The organism is Haemophilus haemolyticus (assembly GCF_003490935.1).
GTDB classification, from domain to species: Bacteria; Pseudomonadota; Gammaproteobacteria; order Enterobacterales; family Pasteurellaceae; genus Haemophilus; species Haemophilus haemolyticus_M.
Window position 1 is genome coordinate 238501 of the sequence record NZ_QQGD01000002.1, and the last position, 16543, is coordinate 255043.

General features: G+C 39.0%; 16 protein-coding genes. 13 read left to right on the forward strand and 3 right to left on the reverse strand.

The genetic code is table 11. From position 1 onward, the window contains the following. Positions 1–7: 7 nt before the first annotated feature. Together ureB and ureA are read right to left on the reverse strand one after the other, a co-directional pair. Positions 8–313: an urease subunit beta gene (gene ureB, locus DV417_RS03495; RefSeq protein ID WP_005687041.1), complete on the reverse strand. Its 306-nt coding sequence runs from the start codon at positions 311–313 to the stop codon at positions 8–10. 75 nt (positions 314–388) lie between these two features. Continuing rightward, positions 389–691, reverse strand: coding sequence for an urease subunit gamma (gene ureA / locus DV417_RS03500; RefSeq protein ID WP_111354248.1), 303 nt, complete (start codon positions 689–691; stop codon positions 389–391). 168 nt (positions 692–859) lie between these two features. Between ureA and DV417_RS03505 the strand changes: the two genes are divergently transcribed. The 13 genes from DV417_RS03505 (at position 860) to ispC (ending at position 15642) form a co-directional block, all read left to right on the forward strand. Further along, entirely contained in the window at positions 860–1150 is a 291-nt protein-coding gene (locus DV417_RS03505) for a co-chaperone GroES (RefSeq protein WP_005629492.1), read from the forward strand. 19 nt (positions 1151–1169) lie between these two features. Next, positions 1170–2813 carry a chaperonin GroEL gene (gene groL / locus DV417_RS03510; protein WP_118878584.1) on the forward strand — a complete coding sequence of 548 codons (1644 nt, stop codon included), beginning with the start codon at positions 1170–1172 and terminating at the stop codon, positions 2811–2813. A 109-nt stretch (positions 2814–2922) separates the two neighbouring features. After that, the gene (locus DV417_RS03515) at positions 2923–3471 is read left to right on the forward strand and encodes a YecA/YgfB family protein (protein WP_118878585.1); all 549 of its coding nucleotides are present in this window, start codon (positions 2923–2925) and stop codon (positions 3469–3471) included. A gap of 11 nt (positions 3472–3482) precedes the next feature. Further along, entirely contained in the window at positions 3483–4775 is a 1293-nt protein-coding gene (gene pepP, locus DV417_RS03520) for a Xaa-Pro aminopeptidase (RefSeq protein ID WP_118878586.1), read from the forward strand. Between the two features lie 101 nt (positions 4776–4876). Then, on the forward strand, positions 4877–5302 hold the full coding sequence (gene uspA, locus DV417_RS03525) for a universal stress protein UspA (RefSeq protein ID WP_118775675.1): 426 nt from the start codon (positions 4877–4879) through the stop codon (positions 5300–5302). Positions 5303–5489: 187 nt separating this feature from the next. Next, complete coding sequence (gene alaS / locus DV417_RS03530) at positions 5490–8114, forward strand: alanine--tRNA ligase (protein WP_065249873.1); 2625 nt, start codon at positions 5490–5492, stop codon at positions 8112–8114. A 78-nt stretch (positions 8115–8192) separates the two neighbouring features. Beyond that, positions 8193–8384, forward strand: coding sequence for a carbon storage regulator CsrA (csrA, locus tag DV417_RS03535; protein WP_005625841.1), 192 nt, complete (start codon positions 8193–8195; stop codon positions 8382–8384). Between the two features lie 23 nt (positions 8385–8407). Next, a complete protein-coding gene (gene galU / locus DV417_RS03540) occupies positions 8408–9295 on the forward strand; it encodes a UTP--glucose-1-phosphate uridylyltransferase GalU (RefSeq protein WP_065249872.1) in 888 nt (295 codons plus the stop codon). Positions 9296–9429: 134 nt separating this feature from the next. Next, a complete protein-coding gene (gene argH, locus DV417_RS03545; RefSeq protein WP_065249871.1) occupies positions 9430–10803 on the forward strand; it encodes an argininosuccinate lyase in 1374 nt (457 codons plus the stop codon). A gap of 156 nt (positions 10804–10959) precedes the next feature. Next, on the forward strand, positions 10960–11841 hold the full coding sequence (gene hslO, locus DV417_RS03550) for an Hsp33 family molecular chaperone HslO (protein ID WP_065249870.1): 882 nt from the start codon (positions 10960–10962) through the stop codon (positions 11839–11841). Positions 11842–12014: 173 nt separating this feature from the next. Next, positions 12015–13631, forward strand: a complete 1617-nt coding sequence (gene pckA, locus DV417_RS03555) for a phosphoenolpyruvate carboxykinase (ATP) (RefSeq protein WP_005636257.1) — start codon at positions 12015–12017, stop codon at positions 13629–13631. 150 nt (positions 13632–13781) lie between these two features. Beyond that, a complete protein-coding gene (gene frr, locus DV417_RS03560) occupies positions 13782–14339 on the forward strand; it encodes a ribosome recycling factor (RefSeq protein ID WP_005632773.1) in 558 nt (185 codons plus the stop codon). 109 nt (positions 14340–14448) lie between these two features. Next, a complete protein-coding gene (ispC, locus tag DV417_RS03565; protein WP_065249869.1) occupies positions 14449–15642 on the forward strand; it encodes a 1-deoxy-D-xylulose-5-phosphate reductoisomerase in 1194 nt (397 codons plus the stop codon). 31 nt (positions 15643–15673) lie between these two features. Here ispC and DV417_RS03570 read toward each other — a convergent pair whose 3' ends face one another. Next, a complete protein-coding gene (locus DV417_RS03570; RefSeq protein WP_118878587.1) occupies positions 15674–16483 on the reverse strand; it encodes a sulfite exporter TauE/SafE family protein in 810 nt (269 codons plus the stop codon). Positions 16484–16543 lie beyond the last annotated feature (60 nt).

The window sequence follows — 16543 nt, forward strand, 5'->3', positions numbered from 1 at the left end:
CCCTACCTTATAATTTGCCATCAATTTGATTATGGAAGCCGTAAATGATTTGGTTACCACCGAAAGCCACTAACTCGACTGATTTCACCTCACCCGGTTCAAAACGCACCGCATTGCCTGATGGCACGTTTAAACGCATACCGCGTGCCAAAGTGCGGTCAAATTTAAGGGCGTTATTGGTTTCAAAAAAATGATAATGCGAGCCAACTTGAATTGGGCGGTCGCCTGAATTGGTTACTTCGATTTTTACGGTTTTTCTGCCGACATTAGCGAGAATATCGCCTTCGGCTAATTGGTATTCGCCTGGGATCATATCTTTGTTCCTTGTAGGGTGGGCTTTAGCTCACCATTGATATTTTTATTTGGTGGGCTAAAGCCCACCCTACGGTTATCTGATTGGATTATGCACCGTCACAAGTTTTGTACCATCTGGGAAAGTGGCTTCAATCTGAACTTCATGAACCATTTCTGCAACGCCTTCCATTACATCATCAACGGTTAAAAGTGTTGAGCCATATTGCATCACTTCAGCCACGCTCATTCCGTCTCTTGCTGCCTCTTGTAAATAGCTCGCAATATAAGCAATGGTTTCTGGATAATTTAATTTAACGCCTCTCGCTTTACGTTTTGCAGCCAGTTCACCGGCCAAAAAGAGCATGAGTTTCTCTTGTTCTCTTGATGTTAAATGCATATTTTCATTCCTTCATTTATTTATCGCACAAAGAGCGGCGAATTTTACGTAAAAAATCCAAATAGGAAAAATATTTTGTCAGAATTTTTTTATTCATAGCCCTTGAAAGCGAAAAAATCCTCCTTATATAAAAACCGCACTTACAAATTCTTAAGAAGGAAATTAATCATGAATATTCGTCCTTTACACGATCGTGTAATTATTAAACGTGAAGAAGTCGAAACCCGTTCAGCTGGCGGTATCGTATTAACTGGTTCAGCGGCGACCAAATCAACTCGTGCTAAAGTATTAGCTGTGGGTAAAGGTCGTATTTTGGAAAATGGCACTGTTCAACCTTTAGATGTGAAAGTTGGCGATACTGTAATTTTCAACGACGGTTACGGCGTGAAAAGCGAAAAAATCGATGGTGAAGAAGTATTAATCATTTCTGAAAATGACATCTTAGCAATTGTAGAATAATTAGATAAGGGAAAAGAAAATGGCAGCAAAAGACGTAAAATTTGGTAATGACGCACGCGTAAAAATGCTTAAAGGCGTGAATGTATTAGCCGATGCAGTAAAAGTAACCCTTGGCCCGAAAGGTCGTAATGTAATTTTAGATAAATCATTTGGCGCACCAACTATCACTAAAGACGGCGTGTCTGTTGCTCGTGAAATCGAATTGGAAGATAAATTCGAAAACATGGGTGCACAAATGGTGAAAGAAGTGGCATCTAAAGCAAATGATGCTGCAGGTGATGGTACAACCACTGCAACTGTACTTGCGCAAGCTATCGTAAATGAAGGCTTAAAAGCAGTAGCGGCAGGTATGAATCCAATGGATTTAAAACGTGGTATTGATAAAGCAGTAAGTGCGGTTGTTTCTGAGCTTAAAAATTTATCTAAACCTTGTGAAACAGCGAAAGAAATTGAACAAGTAGGTACCATTTCTGCAAACTCTGACAGCATTGTAGGTCAATTAATCTCACAAGCGATGGAAAAAGTGGGTAAAGAAGGGGTGATTACCGTTGAAGATGGTACGGGTCTTGAAGATGAATTAGATGTGGTTGAAGGGATGCAATTCGACCGTGGTTACCTTTCTCCATATTTCATCAACAAACCAGAAACAGCAACGGTTGAATTAGATAATCCATATCTTCTTCTTGTAGATAAAAAAATCTCTAACATTCGTGAATTACTTCCAGTGTTAGAAGGTGTTGCGAAAGCTGGTAAACCGTTATTAATCATCGCTGAAGATGTGGAAGGCGAAGCGCTTGCAACCTTAGTGGTGAACACTATGCGCGGTATCGTGAAAGTTGCAGCAGTGAAAGCGCCAGGTTTTGGTGATCGTCGTAAAGCGATGTTACAAGATATTGCGATCTTAACTGCGGGTACCGTGATTTCGGAAGAAATCGGTATGGAATTAGAAAAAGCAACATTAGAAGATTTAGGTCAAGCAAAACGTGTTGTTATCAATAAAGATAATACAACCATTATTGATGGTATCGGTGATGAATCTCAAATCAAAGGTCGTGTGGCTCAAATTCGTCAACAAATTGAAGAATCAACTTCTGACTACGACAAAGAAAAACTTCAAGAACGCGTGGCTAAATTAGCTGGCGGTGTAGCAGTAATCAAAGTAGGTGCAGCAACTGAAGTTGAAATGAAAGAGAAAAAAGATCGTGTAGATGATGCGTTACACGCAACTCGTGCTGCGGTTGAAGAAGGTATCGTTGCTGGTGGTGGTGTTGCATTAGTTCGCGCAGCAGAGAAAGTTGCAGCAAGCCTAAAAGGTGACAACGAAGAACAAAATGTGGGTATCAAACTTGCATTACGTGCGATGGAAGCACCTTTACGTCAAATCGTCACTAACGCAGGTGAAGAAGCATCTGTTGTGGCAAGTGCGGTTAAAAATGGCGAAGGAAACTTTGGCTATAACGCAGGAACAGAACAATACGGCGATATGATCGAAATGGGTATCTTAGATCCAACGAAAGTAACTCGTTCTGCATTACAATTCGCAGCATCTGTAGCAGGCTTAATGATTACCACTGAATGTATGGTAACCGAGCTTCCAAAAGATGAAAAAGCTGACCTAGGCGCAGGCATGGGCGGTATGGGTGGCATGGGCGGAATGATGTAATTCGCTCATCATCAGGTAAAAAGTGCGGTCGTTTTTCCACAAGGAAAAGCGATCGCTTTTTTATTTACAAAGGTTTACACTAATTTCAAATTTACTCAGGAAATCTATTATGCTCATTTCTCATTCTGACCTTAACCAACAACTTAAATCTGCTGGAATCGGCTTTAATGCAACAGAACTACACGGCTTTTTAAGCGGTTTACTTTGTGGTGGCTTAAAAGATCAAAGTTGGCTACCGCTCTTATATCAATTCAGCAATGATAATCACGCTTACCCAACAGCATTAGTTCAACCAGTTACAGAACTTTATGAACAAATTAGTCAAACCTTATCAGATGTTGAAGGATTTACCTTTGAACTTGGTTTAACTGAAGATGAAAATGTCTTTGCACAAGCAGATGGCTTATCCGATTGGGCAAACCAATTCTTACTTGGTCTTGGCTTAGCACAACCTGAATTAGCAAAAGAAAAAGGCGAAATTGGCGAAGCCGTAGATGATTTACAAGATATTTGCCAACTTGGTTATGATGAAGACGATAACGAAGAAGAACTTGCGGAAGCACTAGAAGAAATCATTGAATATGTTCGCACCATTGCAATGTTATTCTATTCTCATTTCAACGAAGGAGAAATTGAGAGCAAACCTGTATTACATTAAGGAGATCTAGGATGGAATTGGCTTATATGGCTGAATTGCCTAAAGAAGAATTTGAGGAACGTCGCACACGAGTATTCACTCAAATGCAACCTAATTCGGCACTATTGCTTTTTTCTGAAATCGAAAAACGCCGTAATAATGATTGTACCTATCCTTTCCGTCAAGATAGCTATTTTTGGTATTTAACAGGCTTTAATGAACCGAATGCAGCACTGTTATTACTGAAAACAGAACAAGCAGAAAAAGCCATTATTTTTCTTCGTCCACGCGATCCGTTACTTGAAACGTGGAATGGTCGCCGATTAGGTGTTGAGCATGCACCACAACAACTTAATGTAAATGAAGCCTATTCTATTGAAGAGTTCTCTACCGTACTGCCAAAAATATTAAAAAAACTAACCGCACTTTACTATGTGCCAGAAATTCATACTTGGGGTGATAAATTAGTGACAGAAAGTGCGGTGAGTTTTAGCGAGATTTTAGATTGGCGACCAATGCTTAGCGAAATGCGCCTTATAAAATCGCCTAATGAAATCCGATTAATGCAACAAGCGGGACAAATTACGGCACTTGCTCATATTAAAGCAATGCAAACAACACGTCCAAATCGCTTTGAATATGAAATTGAAAGCGATATTTTGCATGAATTTAATCGCCATTGCGCAAGATTTCCTTCTTACAATTCCATTGTTGCAGGAGGAAATAACGCCTGTATTTTGCACTACACAGAAAATGATCGCCCACTCAATGATGGGGATTTAGTGCTAATTGACGCCGGCTGTGAGTTTGCGATGTATGCGGGCGATATTACCCGCACTTTTCCTGTAAATGGAAAATTTAGCCAGCCTCAACGTGAAATTTACGAGTTAGTTTTAAAAGCACAAAAACGTGCGATTGAATTACTTGTACCTGGCAATTCAATTAAGCAAGCCAATGATGAAGTCATTCGTATTAAAACCCAGGGATTAGTGGATTTAGGTATCTTAAACGGTGATGTCGATACACTCATTGAACAACAAGCTTATCGCCAATTTTATATGCATGGATTAGGACACTGGCTGGGATTAGATGTGCATGATGTAGGTAGCTATGGTCAAGAGAAACAACGGATACTCGAAATCGGCATGGTGATTACCGTTGAGCCTGGTATTTATATTTCAGAAGATGCTGATGTACCAGAGCAATACAAAGGTATTGGCGTGCGCATTGAGGACAATTTACTCATGACTGAATATGGTAATAAAATCCTAACCGCAGCAGCCCCTAAAGAAATTGCAGACATTGAAAATTTAATGAATTTTTAATAAAAATGTTTAAATTGTGATCTAGTACACAGTTTTTTATTGCTCAAAATGTTAGCATTAGAACCAGTTAAAAGCTCAACCAATCAGTTAAGGAGTCGATTATGTACAAACACGTTTTAGTGGCAGTAGATCTTTCTGAAGAGAGTCCCGTTTTACTTAAAAAAGCGGTTGGGATTGCAAAACGCCACGAAGCAAAACTTTCTATCATCCACGTTGATGTGAACTTCTCGGATCTTTATACTGGATTGATTGATGTGAATATGTCTTCAATGCAAGACAGAATTTCCACGGAAACACAAAAAGCCTTATTAGATTTAGCTGAAAGTGCGGATTATCCAATTTCAGAAAAATTGAGTGGCAGTGGTGATTTAGGACAAGTTCTAAGTGATGCCATCGAACAATATGATGTAGATTTATTAGTGACGGGACATCACCAGGATTTTTGGAGTAAGTTAATGTCTTCAACACGTCAAGTGATGAATACGATTAAAATTGATATGTTGGTTGTTCCGCTTAGAGATGAATAATTAACAAGAAATTGTTTTTTGAATAATCTGAAATAACTTAAATTTTAACCGCACTTCTCAAATAGCGTCGTGAAGTGCGGTTTTATTTTGGGGTTTTGGCAAAAAGCCTTTTTATAAATTTCAAAAATATGCAAGAATAGAGCGATTTAGTTTTTATTTTTATTATGGGTAACAAGGATTCTTTTTAATGAAAACAACAGCAGAAATAAGACAATCATTCCTTGATTTTTTCCATAGCAAAGGCCACCAAGTAGTTGAGAGTAGCTCACTTGTGCCGGAAAATGATCCGACTTTGCTTTTCACGAACGCTGGGATGAACCAATTTAAGGATGTATTCCTTGGAATGGATAAACGCCCTTATTCTAGAGCCACCACAGCGCAACGTTGCGTACGTGCTGGTGGTAAACATAACGACTTAGAAAATGTTGGTTATACCGCGCGTCATCATACTTTCTTTGAAATGCTCGGTAACTTCAGTTTTGGTGATTACTTTAAACACGATGCCATTAATTTTGCTTGGGAATATTTAACTTCGCCACAATGGCTTGGTTTACCTAAAGAAAAACTATGGGTAACCGTATATGAAACCGATGACGAAGCCTACAACATCTGGAATAAAGAAGTCGGTGTTCCTGCTGAACGCATTATTCGCATTGGCGACAATAAAGGCGCACCTTACGCATCAGACAACTTCTGGGCAATGGGCGACACAGGTCCTTGCGGTCCTTGTACTGAAATTTTCTACGATCACGGTGATCATATTTGGGGCGGACCTCCAGGCTCACCAGAAGAAGATGGCGACCGTTATATCGAAATCTGGAACGTTGTGTTCATGCAATTCAACCGTTTAGCCGATGGCACAATGGAAAAATTACCACGACCATCAGTTGACACAGGTATGGGCTTAGAGCGTATTTCTGCTGTATTGCAACATGTGAACTCAAACTACGAGATTGATATTTTCAAAACATTAATCGCAAAAACGGCTGAAGTTGTTGGCACAACAGATTTAAGTAATAAATCATTACGTGTTATTGCTGACCATATTCGTTCTTGTGCATATTTAATCGCTGATGGCGTTATTCCATCAAACGAAGGCCGCGGTTATGTCTTACGTCGCATTATTCGTCGCGCAGTTCGTCACGGTCACTTATTAGGTGCCAAAGAAGCCTTTTTCTATAAACTCGTGCCAACTCTAATTGAAGTAATGGCAGAAGCAGGCAAAGACGTAAAAGCAAAACAAGTAAATGTTGAAAAACTATTACGTTTAGAAGAAGAACAATTCGCTCGCACTCTAGAACGTGGGTTGAGCTTATTAGATGAAGCCCTTGCTCAAGTGAAAGATGGCGTTCTTTCAGGTGAAGTTGCATTCAAACTTTATGATACTTATGGTTTCCCATTGGATTTAACGGCTGATGTATGTCGTGAGCGCAATATCACTATTGATGAACAAGCCTTTGACCGTGAAATGGAAGCACAACGTACTCGTGCTCAAGCAGCGAGTCAGTTTGGTGTGGACTACAACAGCATTATTCGTGTAGATGGTGAAACCAAGTTTGAAGGCTATACTGAAGTCGAATCTCAAGCAAAAATCACCGCACTTTTCTATGATGGTAAATCAGTAGAAAGTATCGAAGCAGGTCAAAGTGCAGTCGTTATTTTAGAAAATACACCGTTTTATGCAGAATCAGGCGGTCAAATTGGTGACAGCGGATATCTAAGTGCGCAAGGCGTGACCTTTAATGTGAAAGATACCCAAAAATATGGGCAAGTATTTGGACACATTGGAGAATTAACGCAAGGAAGTTTGAAAGTTGGGCAAACTGTGAATGCTATTGTGGATGCGGAACGTCGCCATAACACATCGCTCAATCACTCAGCAACACACTTATTGCACGCGGCCTTACGTCAAGTTTTAGGTCAACATGTTGTGCAAAAAGGCTCACTTGTTTCAGATAAAGCCTTGCGTTTTGACTTTGCACAGCCAGAAGCAATTACAAAAGAACAATTAACTCAAATTGAAACATTAGTAAACCAAAAAATCCGTGCTAACTTCCCTGTTCAAACGGATATTATGGACATTGATTCAGCGAAAGAAAAAGGGGCAATGGCACTCTTTGGCGAGAAATATGGTGATAACGTTCGCGTATTGACCATGGGCGATTTCTCAATTGAGCTTTGTGGTGGCATTCACGCAAAACGCACGGGGGATATCGGTCTATTTAAAATTATTACTGAAAGCGCAGTGGCTGCAGGCGTTCGTCGTATTGAAGCTGTAACAGGTGAAAATGCCATTGAGTGGTTACATAATCAACAACGAATTCTGATCCAAAGCGCAGACTTATTAAAATCAGACGTAAATACCTTAGTGGAAAAAATCCAACAACTTCAAGACAAAGCGAAGAAAGTGGAAAAAGAATTACAAGGTCTAAAAGAAAAAGCTGCTATGCAGGCTGGTTCTGATTTTGTGAAAAGTGCGGTGAAAATCAACGGTGTTTCTGTTATCGCGCAACAATTGGATGGCATAGAAACAAAATCATTACGTGTAATGGTCGACGATTTAAAAAATCAACTCGGCTCAGGCGTAATCGCATTCGCATCGATCTTAGATGAAAAAGTCAACCTTGTCGTTGGTGTAACAAACGATTTAACTACCAAAGTAAAAGCTGGAGAGCTCGTTAATTTAATGGCTCAACAGGTCGGGGGTAAAGGCGGTGGTCGTCCGGATATGGCAATGGCAGGAGGCTCCCAACCAGAAAATGTGGCACAAGCAGTTAAAGTGGCGCAAGACTGGTTAAACAAAAATCTGTAGTACAAGCCGGTTGGTGGGATGCCAACCCTTCCTTGATTGATAGGGATATCTAATAAATGCAAACTAAGGAGATAAAAGATGTTAATCTTGACTCGTAAAGTTGGCGAAAGTGTACTTATTGGAAATGATATTTCTATCACGATTTTGAGTGTACGTGGAAACCAAGTTAAACTCGGTGTAGAAGCGCCTAAAGAAGTATCCGTTCACCGAGAAGAAATTTACCAACGAATTAAACAGATGAAAGATGAACAATTAGACAGTTCATCATAATCGTAAATAATGGATTTAATATTATGAAAGCAATTATCCCTGTAGCCGGTCTAGGTACACGTATGTTGCCTGCCACGAAGGCAATTCCGAAGGAAATGCTCACTTTGGTTGATAAGCCGTTGATTCAATACGTGGTAAATGAGTGTGTTGCAGCCGGCATAAAAGAAATTGTGCTTGTCACGCATTCATCAAAAAATGCTATCGAAAACCATTTTGATACCTCTTTTGAACTAGAAACAATGCTAGAAAAACGCGTTAAACGTCAGCTTCTAGAAGAAGTACGTTCTATCTGTCCAAAAGATGTAACTATTATGCATGTTCGCCAAGGTAATGCTAAGGGCTTAGGTCATGCTGTTCTTTGTGGTCGTCCAGTAGTTGGTAATGAGCCTTTTGCTGTAGTATTACCCGATGTATTATTGGCTGATTTTAGCGCAAACCAGAAAAAAGAAAATCTTTCCGCAATGATTAGACGTTTTAAAGAAACAGGAGCTAGTCAGATAATGGTTGCACCTGTTCCACAAGAAAATGTGAGTAGCTATGGTGTTGCAGATTGTGGTGGTGCAGATCTTAATGGCGGTGAAAGTGCAAAAATTAATAGCATTGTTGAAAAACCCTCTATTGAAGATGCGCCATCAAACCTTGCTGTAGTGGGTCGTTACGTTTTCTCAGCCACAATTTGGGACTTGTTGGAAAAGACGCCAATCGGTGTTGGTGATGAAATCCAATTAACCGATGCGATTGATATGCTCATTGAAAAAGAAACTGTTGAAGCATTCCATATGACAGGTGAAACATTCGACTGTGGTGATAAAATTGGCTATATGGAAGCTTTCGTAGAATACGGTATTCGTCACGAAAAATTAGGTAAAGAATTCAAAACCTTTATCAAAAATTTAGCAAAAACGCTATAAATAGTACTAATACAGATAAAATGGACAAAATGAAAGATTTTGTCCATTTTTGTTTTATTATTAATATAGAATATTGCTTTATGCATAAATATGCACAATAATAGAATAATTAATTAAAGTAAAAAGGAAAGATTATGGCACTTTGGGGTGGGCGTTTTACGCAGGCAGCGGATAAACGTTTTAAAGATTTTAATGACTCGCTACGTTTTGATTATCGTTTGGCAGAACAGGATATTCAAGGCTCGATTGGTTGGTCCAAAGCCTTGGTGAAAGTCAATGTATTAACTATCGAAGAACAGCATCAACTTGAACAAGCACTAAATGAATTACTTATTGAAGTGCGGTCAAATCCGCAAGCAATTTTACAAGATGATGCTGAAGATATTCATAGCTGGGTTGAAAGTAAGCTAATCGATAAAGTAGGCAACCTTGGTAAAAAATTACATACTGGTCGTAGCCGTAACGATCAAGTGGCAGTAGATATAAAACTATGGTGCAAACAACGTGTGGTTGAATTACAAGAATCAGTACGTAATTTGCAACGCCACTTAGTTCAAACCGCAGAAAACACACAACAAGCAGTAATGCCTGGCTATACCCATTTACAACGAGCTCAACCAATAACGTTTGCTCATTGGTGTATGGCATATGTGGAAATGTTCGACCGCGACTATTCACGTTTAACAGATGCGTATAATCGTATGAATACCTGTCCACTTGGTAGTGGTGCGCTGGCTGGTACGGCTTATGCTGTAGATCGTGATTCACTTGCGCACGATCTTGGTTTTGCTTTCGCAACTAGAAATAGCTTAGATAGCGTCTCTGACCGCGATCATATCGTAGAATTGCTTTCCATCGCTTCCCTCAGTATGGCGCATCTTTCTCGCTTTGCTGAAGATATGATTATCTTTAACAGCGGAGAGGCAAATTTCGTAGAGCTATCCGACCGCGTGACTTCTGGCTCATCATTAATGCCACAAAAGAAAAATCCTGATGCGTGTGAGTTAATTCGAGGCAAAGCAGGCAGAGTGATTGGCTCATTAACAGGCATGCTAGTCACCTTAAAAGGCTTGCCACTTGCGTATAATAAAGATATGCAAGAAGACAAAGAGGGTATTTTTGATGCCTTAGATACCTGGCAAAACTGTGTGGACATGGCAACGTTCGTATTAGATGAATTGAAAGTAAATGTTGAACGTACTCGTGAAGCCGCGTTAAAAGGTTATTCAAACGCAACTGAATTAGCGGATTATTTAGTCTCTAAGGGCGTACCTTTCCGAGATTCCCATCATATCGTGGGTGAAACGGTCGTTTATGCAATCGAGAAAGGTAAAGGATTAGAAGATCTTACTATCCCTGAATTCTGCCAATTTAGTGAAGTAGTGGGAGATGATGTTTACGAGATTCTTTCCCTCCAATCTTGCTTAGACAAACGTTGTGCAAAAGGCGGTGTATCGCCATTGCGTGTTGCCGAAGCTATTGCAGAAGCCAAAACAAGATTTGCTTAATCATATTTTAACGCGCATATCACAATTGGATTTCACAAGACTCCCTTGCAATCCACTGAATAGCCCCAATTATGACTAGCAACACTTAAATAAGATGATAAAAACAAAAAGTGCGGGAAAAACTACCGCACTTTTTCTTTCAATTAGGAATGATCAATGACCAATCAACAAGACTATACTCAAGACAATGACAAGCTTTACCGTTATCTTTTCCAAAATCGTGCGGTTCGTGGGGAATGGGTTCGTTTAAATAAAACATTTACTGATACATTAAATACCCATCACTATCCTAAAGCAGTACAGGATTTATTGGGTGAAATGATGGTGGCGACTAATTTGCTTACTGCCACACTAAAATTTGACGGCAATATCACCGTACAAATTCAAGGCGATGGTCCATTACGCTTAGCATTAGTAAATGGCAATGATCAACAACAAATCCGCGCCCTTGCTCGAGTGGATGGCAACATCACTGAAAATATGAGTCTGCATAATATGATTGGTAAAGGGGTATTGGTCATTACTATTGCACCAAAAGAAGGCGAACGCTATCAAGGTGTAATTAGCTTGGATAAACCGACAATCACAGAATGCTTAGAAGATTATTTTGTACGTTCAGAACAGCTTCAAACTCAATTAATTATTCGTACTGGTGAATATGAAGGAAAACCAGTGGCAGCAGGTATGCTATTACAGATTATGCCTGATGGTTCTGGTACACCAGAAGATTTTGAGCATTTAACTACGCTCGCAGCAACAATAAAAAACGAAGAATTATTTGGTCTCCCTGCAGAAGAGTTACTCTATCGTTTGTATCATGAAGAAACCGTCAATCTTTATCCAGCACAAGATGTACAATTTTTCTGTGGCTGCTCTGCTGAGCGTTCTGGTTCTGCATTACTGCTCATCTCTGATGAAGAAATTGACGAAATATTAGCCGAGCATAAAGGCAGTATTGATATGCAATGTGAGTGCTGTGGCACACACTACTTTTTTAATAAAGAAGCAATTGAAAAATTAAAATCAACAAAACTTTAAAAACAATCCCGACGCCATATCGGGATTTTTGATCTACATCATCAATACACCTAAAAATAGGTAATGAAGAGCTATAATTTTTCAAAAATGAGATCTAGTTAACATTTTTTTGCATTGACATTCTTTAGAATAGGCGACAGTTAAATTTTAATCTTAAATATTAGAGGTGACTTATGACAGACTTAAACAAAGTAGTAAAAGAACTTGAAGCTCTAGGCATTTATGACGTAAAAGAAGTTGTCTACAATCCAAGCTACGAGCAATTGTTCGAAGAAGAAACCAATCCAGGTTTAGAAGGGTTTGAAAAAGGTACTTTAACTACGACTGGTGCTGTAGCTGTAGATACTGGTATCTTCACTGGCCGTTCACCAAAAGATAAATATATCGTGTTAGATGAAAAAACCAAAGATACTGTTTGGTGGACATCTGAAGCAGCGAAAAATGACAACAAACCAATGAACCAAGCTACATGGCAAAGCTTAAAAGACTTAGTAACTAACCAACTCTCTCGTAAACGCTTATTTGTAGTTGATGGTTTCTGTGGTGCTAGCGAACACGACCGTATTGCAGTACGTATTGTAACTGAAGTTGCATGGCAAGCACACTTTGTGAAAAACATGTTTATTCGCCCAACTGAAGAACAACTCAAAAATTTTAAACCAGATTTCGTTGTAATGAACGGCTCTAAAGTAACCAATCCAAACTGGAAAGAACAAGGTTTAAATTCAGAAAACTTCGTTGCCTTCAACTTAACTGAGCGCATTCAATTAATCGGTGGTACTTGGTACGGCGGTGAAATGAAAAAAGGTATGTTCTCCATGATGAACTACTTCCTGCCACTTAAAGGTGTAGGTGCAATGCACTGCTCAGCTAACGTGGGTAAAGATGGCGATGTAGCAATCTTCTTCGGCTTATCTGGCACAGGTAAAACAACCCTTTCAACCGATCCAAAACGTGAATTAATCGGTGATGATGAGCACGGCTGGGATGATGTTGGTATCTTTAACTTTGAAGGTGGTTGCTATGCGAAAACCATTCACCTTTCAGAAGAAAATGAACCAGATATTTACCGCGCTATCCGTCGCGATGCATTACTAGAAAACGTGGTTGTTCGTGCAGATGGTTCTGTCGATTTCGATGATGGTTCAAAAACAGAAAATACTCGCGTGTCTTACCCAATTTATCACATCGATAACATTGTTAAACCAGTTTCTCGTGCTGGCCACGCAACTAAAGTAATTTTCTTAACTGCAGATGCATTTGGTGTATTACCACCAGTATCTAAATTGACTCCAGAACAAACTAAATACTACTTCTTATCTGGTTTCACTGCAAAATTAGCAGGTACTGAACGTGGTATTACTGAACCAACTCCAACTTTCTCAGCATGTTTTGGTGCAGCATTCTTAACCCTTCACCCAACTCAATATGCTGAAGTGTTAGTAAAACGTATGCAAGCAGCGGGTGCTGAAGCTTACTTAGTGAATACTGGTTGGAATGGCACAGGCAAACGTATCTCAATCAAAGATACTCGCGGAATCATTGATGCAATCTTAGATGGCTCAATTGAAAAAGCTGAAATGGGCGAATTGCCAATCTTCAACTTAGCAATTCCTAAAGCATTACCAGGTGTAGATTCTGCGATCTTGGATCCTCGTGATACTTACGCAGATAAAGCACAATGGCAATCAAAAGCTGAAGACTTAGCCGGTCGCTTTGTGAAAAACTTTGTTAAATATGCAACTAACGAAGAAGGCAAAGCTTTAATTGCAGCTGGTCCTAAAGCTTAATTAAAAATACTAAAAATATTAACCGCACTTTGGGTGACTGAAGTGCGGTCATTTTTTATCTGTTTTCAAGCTGATAAATGTATTCAAAAATTTACAAAAATCCAGTAAAATCACCGCGTTTTAAATTTCGTCAATTAAAAGGACAATGCAATGCTTAACCAAATTAAAAAAGATGCTCAAGATCGTATGGAAAAAAGCCTTGAAGCATTAAAAGGCCATATTTCGAAAATCCGTACAGGTCGTGCACAACCGAGTTTACTTGATGCAATTCAAGTGGAGTATTATGGTGCAGCGACCCCTCTTCGCCAATTAGCAAACGTAGTGGCAGAAGATGCGCGTACTTTAGCTGTAACTGTTTTTGATCGTTCTTTAATCTCTGCGGTAGAAAAAGCAATTTTAACCTCAGATTTAGGTTTAAACCCATCTTCAGCGGGTACCACAATCCGTGTTCCACTTCCGCCATTAACAGAAGAACGTCGTCGCGATTTAATCAAAATTGTAAAAGGCGAAGGTGAACAAGGTAAAGTTGCGGTTCGTAATGTGCGTCGTGATGCGAATGATAAAATCAAAGCATTATTAAAAGACAAAGAAATTAGCGAAAACGAACAACATAAAGCAGAAGAAGAAATCCAAAAAATCACAGATATTTACATTAAAAAAGTAGATGAAGTATTAGCGGATAAAGAAAAAGAATTAATGGATTTCTAATCATAAAAAATGCAAAAGGCAGACAGTTTTGTCTGCCTTTATTTTATTAGGTATGCGAATTTAAACGTACCAATGAACATATCATCAACAAAAGTGCGGTAAAGTTTCTATGCAAAAACAAAACATTGTCATTCTTGGTTCAACGGGATCAATCGGTAAGAGCACCCTTTCGGTTATCGAAAATAACCCTCAGAAATATCATGCATTTGCACTCGTCGGCGGAAAAAATGTAGAAGCAATGTTTGAACAATGTATCAAATACCGACCGCACTTTGCGGTTCTTGATGATGTAAATGCGGCTAAAATTTTACGTGAGAAATTAATTGCGCATCATATTCCAACGGAAGTATTAGCAGGACAACAAGCTATTTGTGAACTTGCAGCACATCCAGATGCAGATCAGATAATGGCGTCGATTGTTGGTGCTGCAGGATTGTTACCTACTCTTTCAGCGGTTAAAGCGGGTAAACGGGTATTACTGGCAAATAAAGAATCATTGGTAACCTGCGGACAGCTTTTTATTGATGCCGTAAAAAACTATGGTGCGAAGCTTTTACCAGTAGATAGTGAACATAATGCTATCTTTCAATCGTTACCGCCAGAAGCACAAGAAAAAATTGGTTTTTGCCCACTTTCTGAATTAGGTGTAAGTAAAATTATACTCACTGGTTCTGGCGGGCCATTCCGTTACATACCACTTGAACAATTCACCAACATCACACCAGAACAAGCGGTTGCACACCCTAATTGGTCTATGGGTAAAAAAATCTCTGTCGATTCAGCTACAATGATGAATAAAGGCTTAGAATACATTGAGGCTCGCTGGCTTTTCAACGCAAGTGCGGAAGAAATAGAAGTCATTATTCATCCACAATCGATTATTCATTCTATGGTGCGTTATGTTGACGGCTCAGTCATTGCTCAAATGGGAAATCCAGATATGCGTACACCAATTGCAGAAACTATGGCATATCCTCACCGCACTTTTGCTGGAGTAGAACCTCTCGATTTCTTTAAAATCAAAGAGCTGACCTTTATTGAACCTGATTTTAATCGCTATCCAAATTTAAAACTCGCTATTGATGCCTTTGCTGCGGGTCAATATGCGACAACAGCAATGAATGCAGCTAATGAAATTGCTGTACAAGCATTTTTAGATCGTCAAATTAGCTTTATGGATATTGCTAAAATTAATTCGAAAACAATTGAGAAAATTTCGCCTTATACTATTCAAAATATTGATGATGTACTCGAAATTGATGCGCAAGCAAGAGAGATTGCGAAAACGCTAATTGGTAAATAGGCCTAGAATAACTAGGTCTAGTTTATTCGATTTAATGAAATACAAATTCCAAGATGCACATATAGGCTGCAATACAAAATAAAATAATCGCCAATAATTTTCTTGTTAAAGCTGGATTCATTAATCCGCGCAATTTCATTGAGAAGAAACTCATCCCAAATGAACCCAAGGTAACGACACCAACTACAAGAAAATTTACATATCCTAATTGGCCACTTAGACTGACATCATAAGGGAAGACCCTTGTGAGATAGCCATATAAATTACCAATACCGCCAATAATCATCATGTAATTCGTATAAACGGCAATTTGTTGTGTTTTTACCCCTTTTAATTGGCCAACAAGCGGAGCAAGGATAGAGCCGCCTCCAATACCTGTAATACCCGCTATTAAACCTCCTCCGCAGCAACTAATACTACCTTTAGCTCGTTCTATAGGAGACATATTAAGCACTTCTATTTGTATTCTCGATCTGTTTAAAAATGTTTTAATCGCTAGTACACTCAAACTTACTGTAAAAATTAAACTAATTATCGCTGTAGAAAAATAAAAACTTAATTCAAAACCAATTTGTACACCAATAATCATCGCTATAGACCATAAAATCATATTGATATGATCAATTTTAATTTTTTGCTTATGGAAAAATAATAAGTTAATCAATGCGGTACACATCACAATGGTGAGAGATGTAGCTGAAATAACTTGAATCGGCAATTCAGGAAATAATGTACGTAAAATTGGCACCATCAATACCCCACCACCAATACCAAAAATAGCAGAAACCATATTGGTACAAATACCGCAAATCAGTAAGATAAAAATTGTACTAATTGCCATTTCTACTCCTATCAAGAAAATCAACTTAATAATGTATTCTAATTGTGGCGTAAGGAGATG

What these genes read in the sequence shown, in the direction of transcription:
- csrA (WP_005625841.1), top strand. Translation starts at nt 8,193, where the DNA reads ATGTTAATCTTGACTCGTAAAGTTGGCGAAAGTGTACTTATTGGAAAT.
- alaS (WP_065249873.1), top strand. Translation starts at nt 5,490, where the DNA reads ATGAAAACAACAGCAGAAATAAGACAATCATTCCTTGATTTTTTCCAT.
- argH (WP_065249871.1), top strand. Translation starts at nt 9,430, where the DNA reads ATGGCACTTTGGGGTGGGCGTTTTACGCAGGCAGCGGATAAACGTTTT.
- groL (WP_118878584.1), top strand. Translation starts at nt 1,170, where the DNA reads ATGGCAGCAAAAGACGTAAAATTTGGTAATGACGCACGCGTAAAAATG.
- ispC (WP_065249869.1), top strand. Translation starts at nt 14,449, where the DNA reads ATGCAAAAACAAAACATTGTCATTCTTGGTTCAACGGGATCAATCGGT.
- frr (WP_005632773.1), top strand. Translation starts at nt 13,782, where the DNA reads ATGCTTAACCAAATTAAAAAAGATGCTCAAGATCGTATGGAAAAAAGC.
- galU (WP_065249872.1), top strand. Translation starts at nt 8,408, where the DNA reads ATGAAAGCAATTATCCCTGTAGCCGGTCTAGGTACACGTATGTTGCCT.
- pckA (WP_005636257.1), top strand. Translation starts at nt 12,015, where the DNA reads ATGACAGACTTAAACAAAGTAGTAAAAGAACTTGAAGCTCTAGGCATT.
- uspA (WP_118775675.1), top strand. Translation starts at nt 4,877, where the DNA reads ATGTACAAACACGTTTTAGTGGCAGTAGATCTTTCTGAAGAGAGTCCC.
- DV417_RS03505 (WP_005629492.1), top strand. Translation starts at nt 860, where the DNA reads ATGAATATTCGTCCTTTACACGATCGTGTAATTATTAAACGTGAAGAA.
- ureB (WP_005687041.1), bottom strand. Translation starts at nt 313, where the DNA reads ATGATCCCAGGCGAATACCAATTAGCCGAAGGCGATATTCTCGCTAAT.
- ureA (WP_111354248.1), bottom strand. Translation starts at nt 691, where the DNA reads ATGCATTTAACATCAAGAGAACAAGAGAAACTCATGCTCTTTTTGGCC.
- hslO (WP_065249870.1), top strand. Translation starts at nt 10,960, where the DNA reads ATGACCAATCAACAAGACTATACTCAAGACAATGACAAGCTTTACCGT.
- DV417_RS03515 (WP_118878585.1), top strand. Translation starts at nt 2,923, where the DNA reads ATGCTCATTTCTCATTCTGACCTTAACCAACAACTTAAATCTGCTGGA.
- DV417_RS03570 (WP_118878587.1), bottom strand. Translation starts at nt 16,483, where the DNA reads ATGGCAATTAGTACAATTTTTATCTTACTGATTTGCGGTATTTGTACC.
- pepP (WP_118878586.1), top strand. Translation starts at nt 3,483, where the DNA reads ATGGAATTGGCTTATATGGCTGAATTGCCTAAAGAAGAATTTGAGGAA.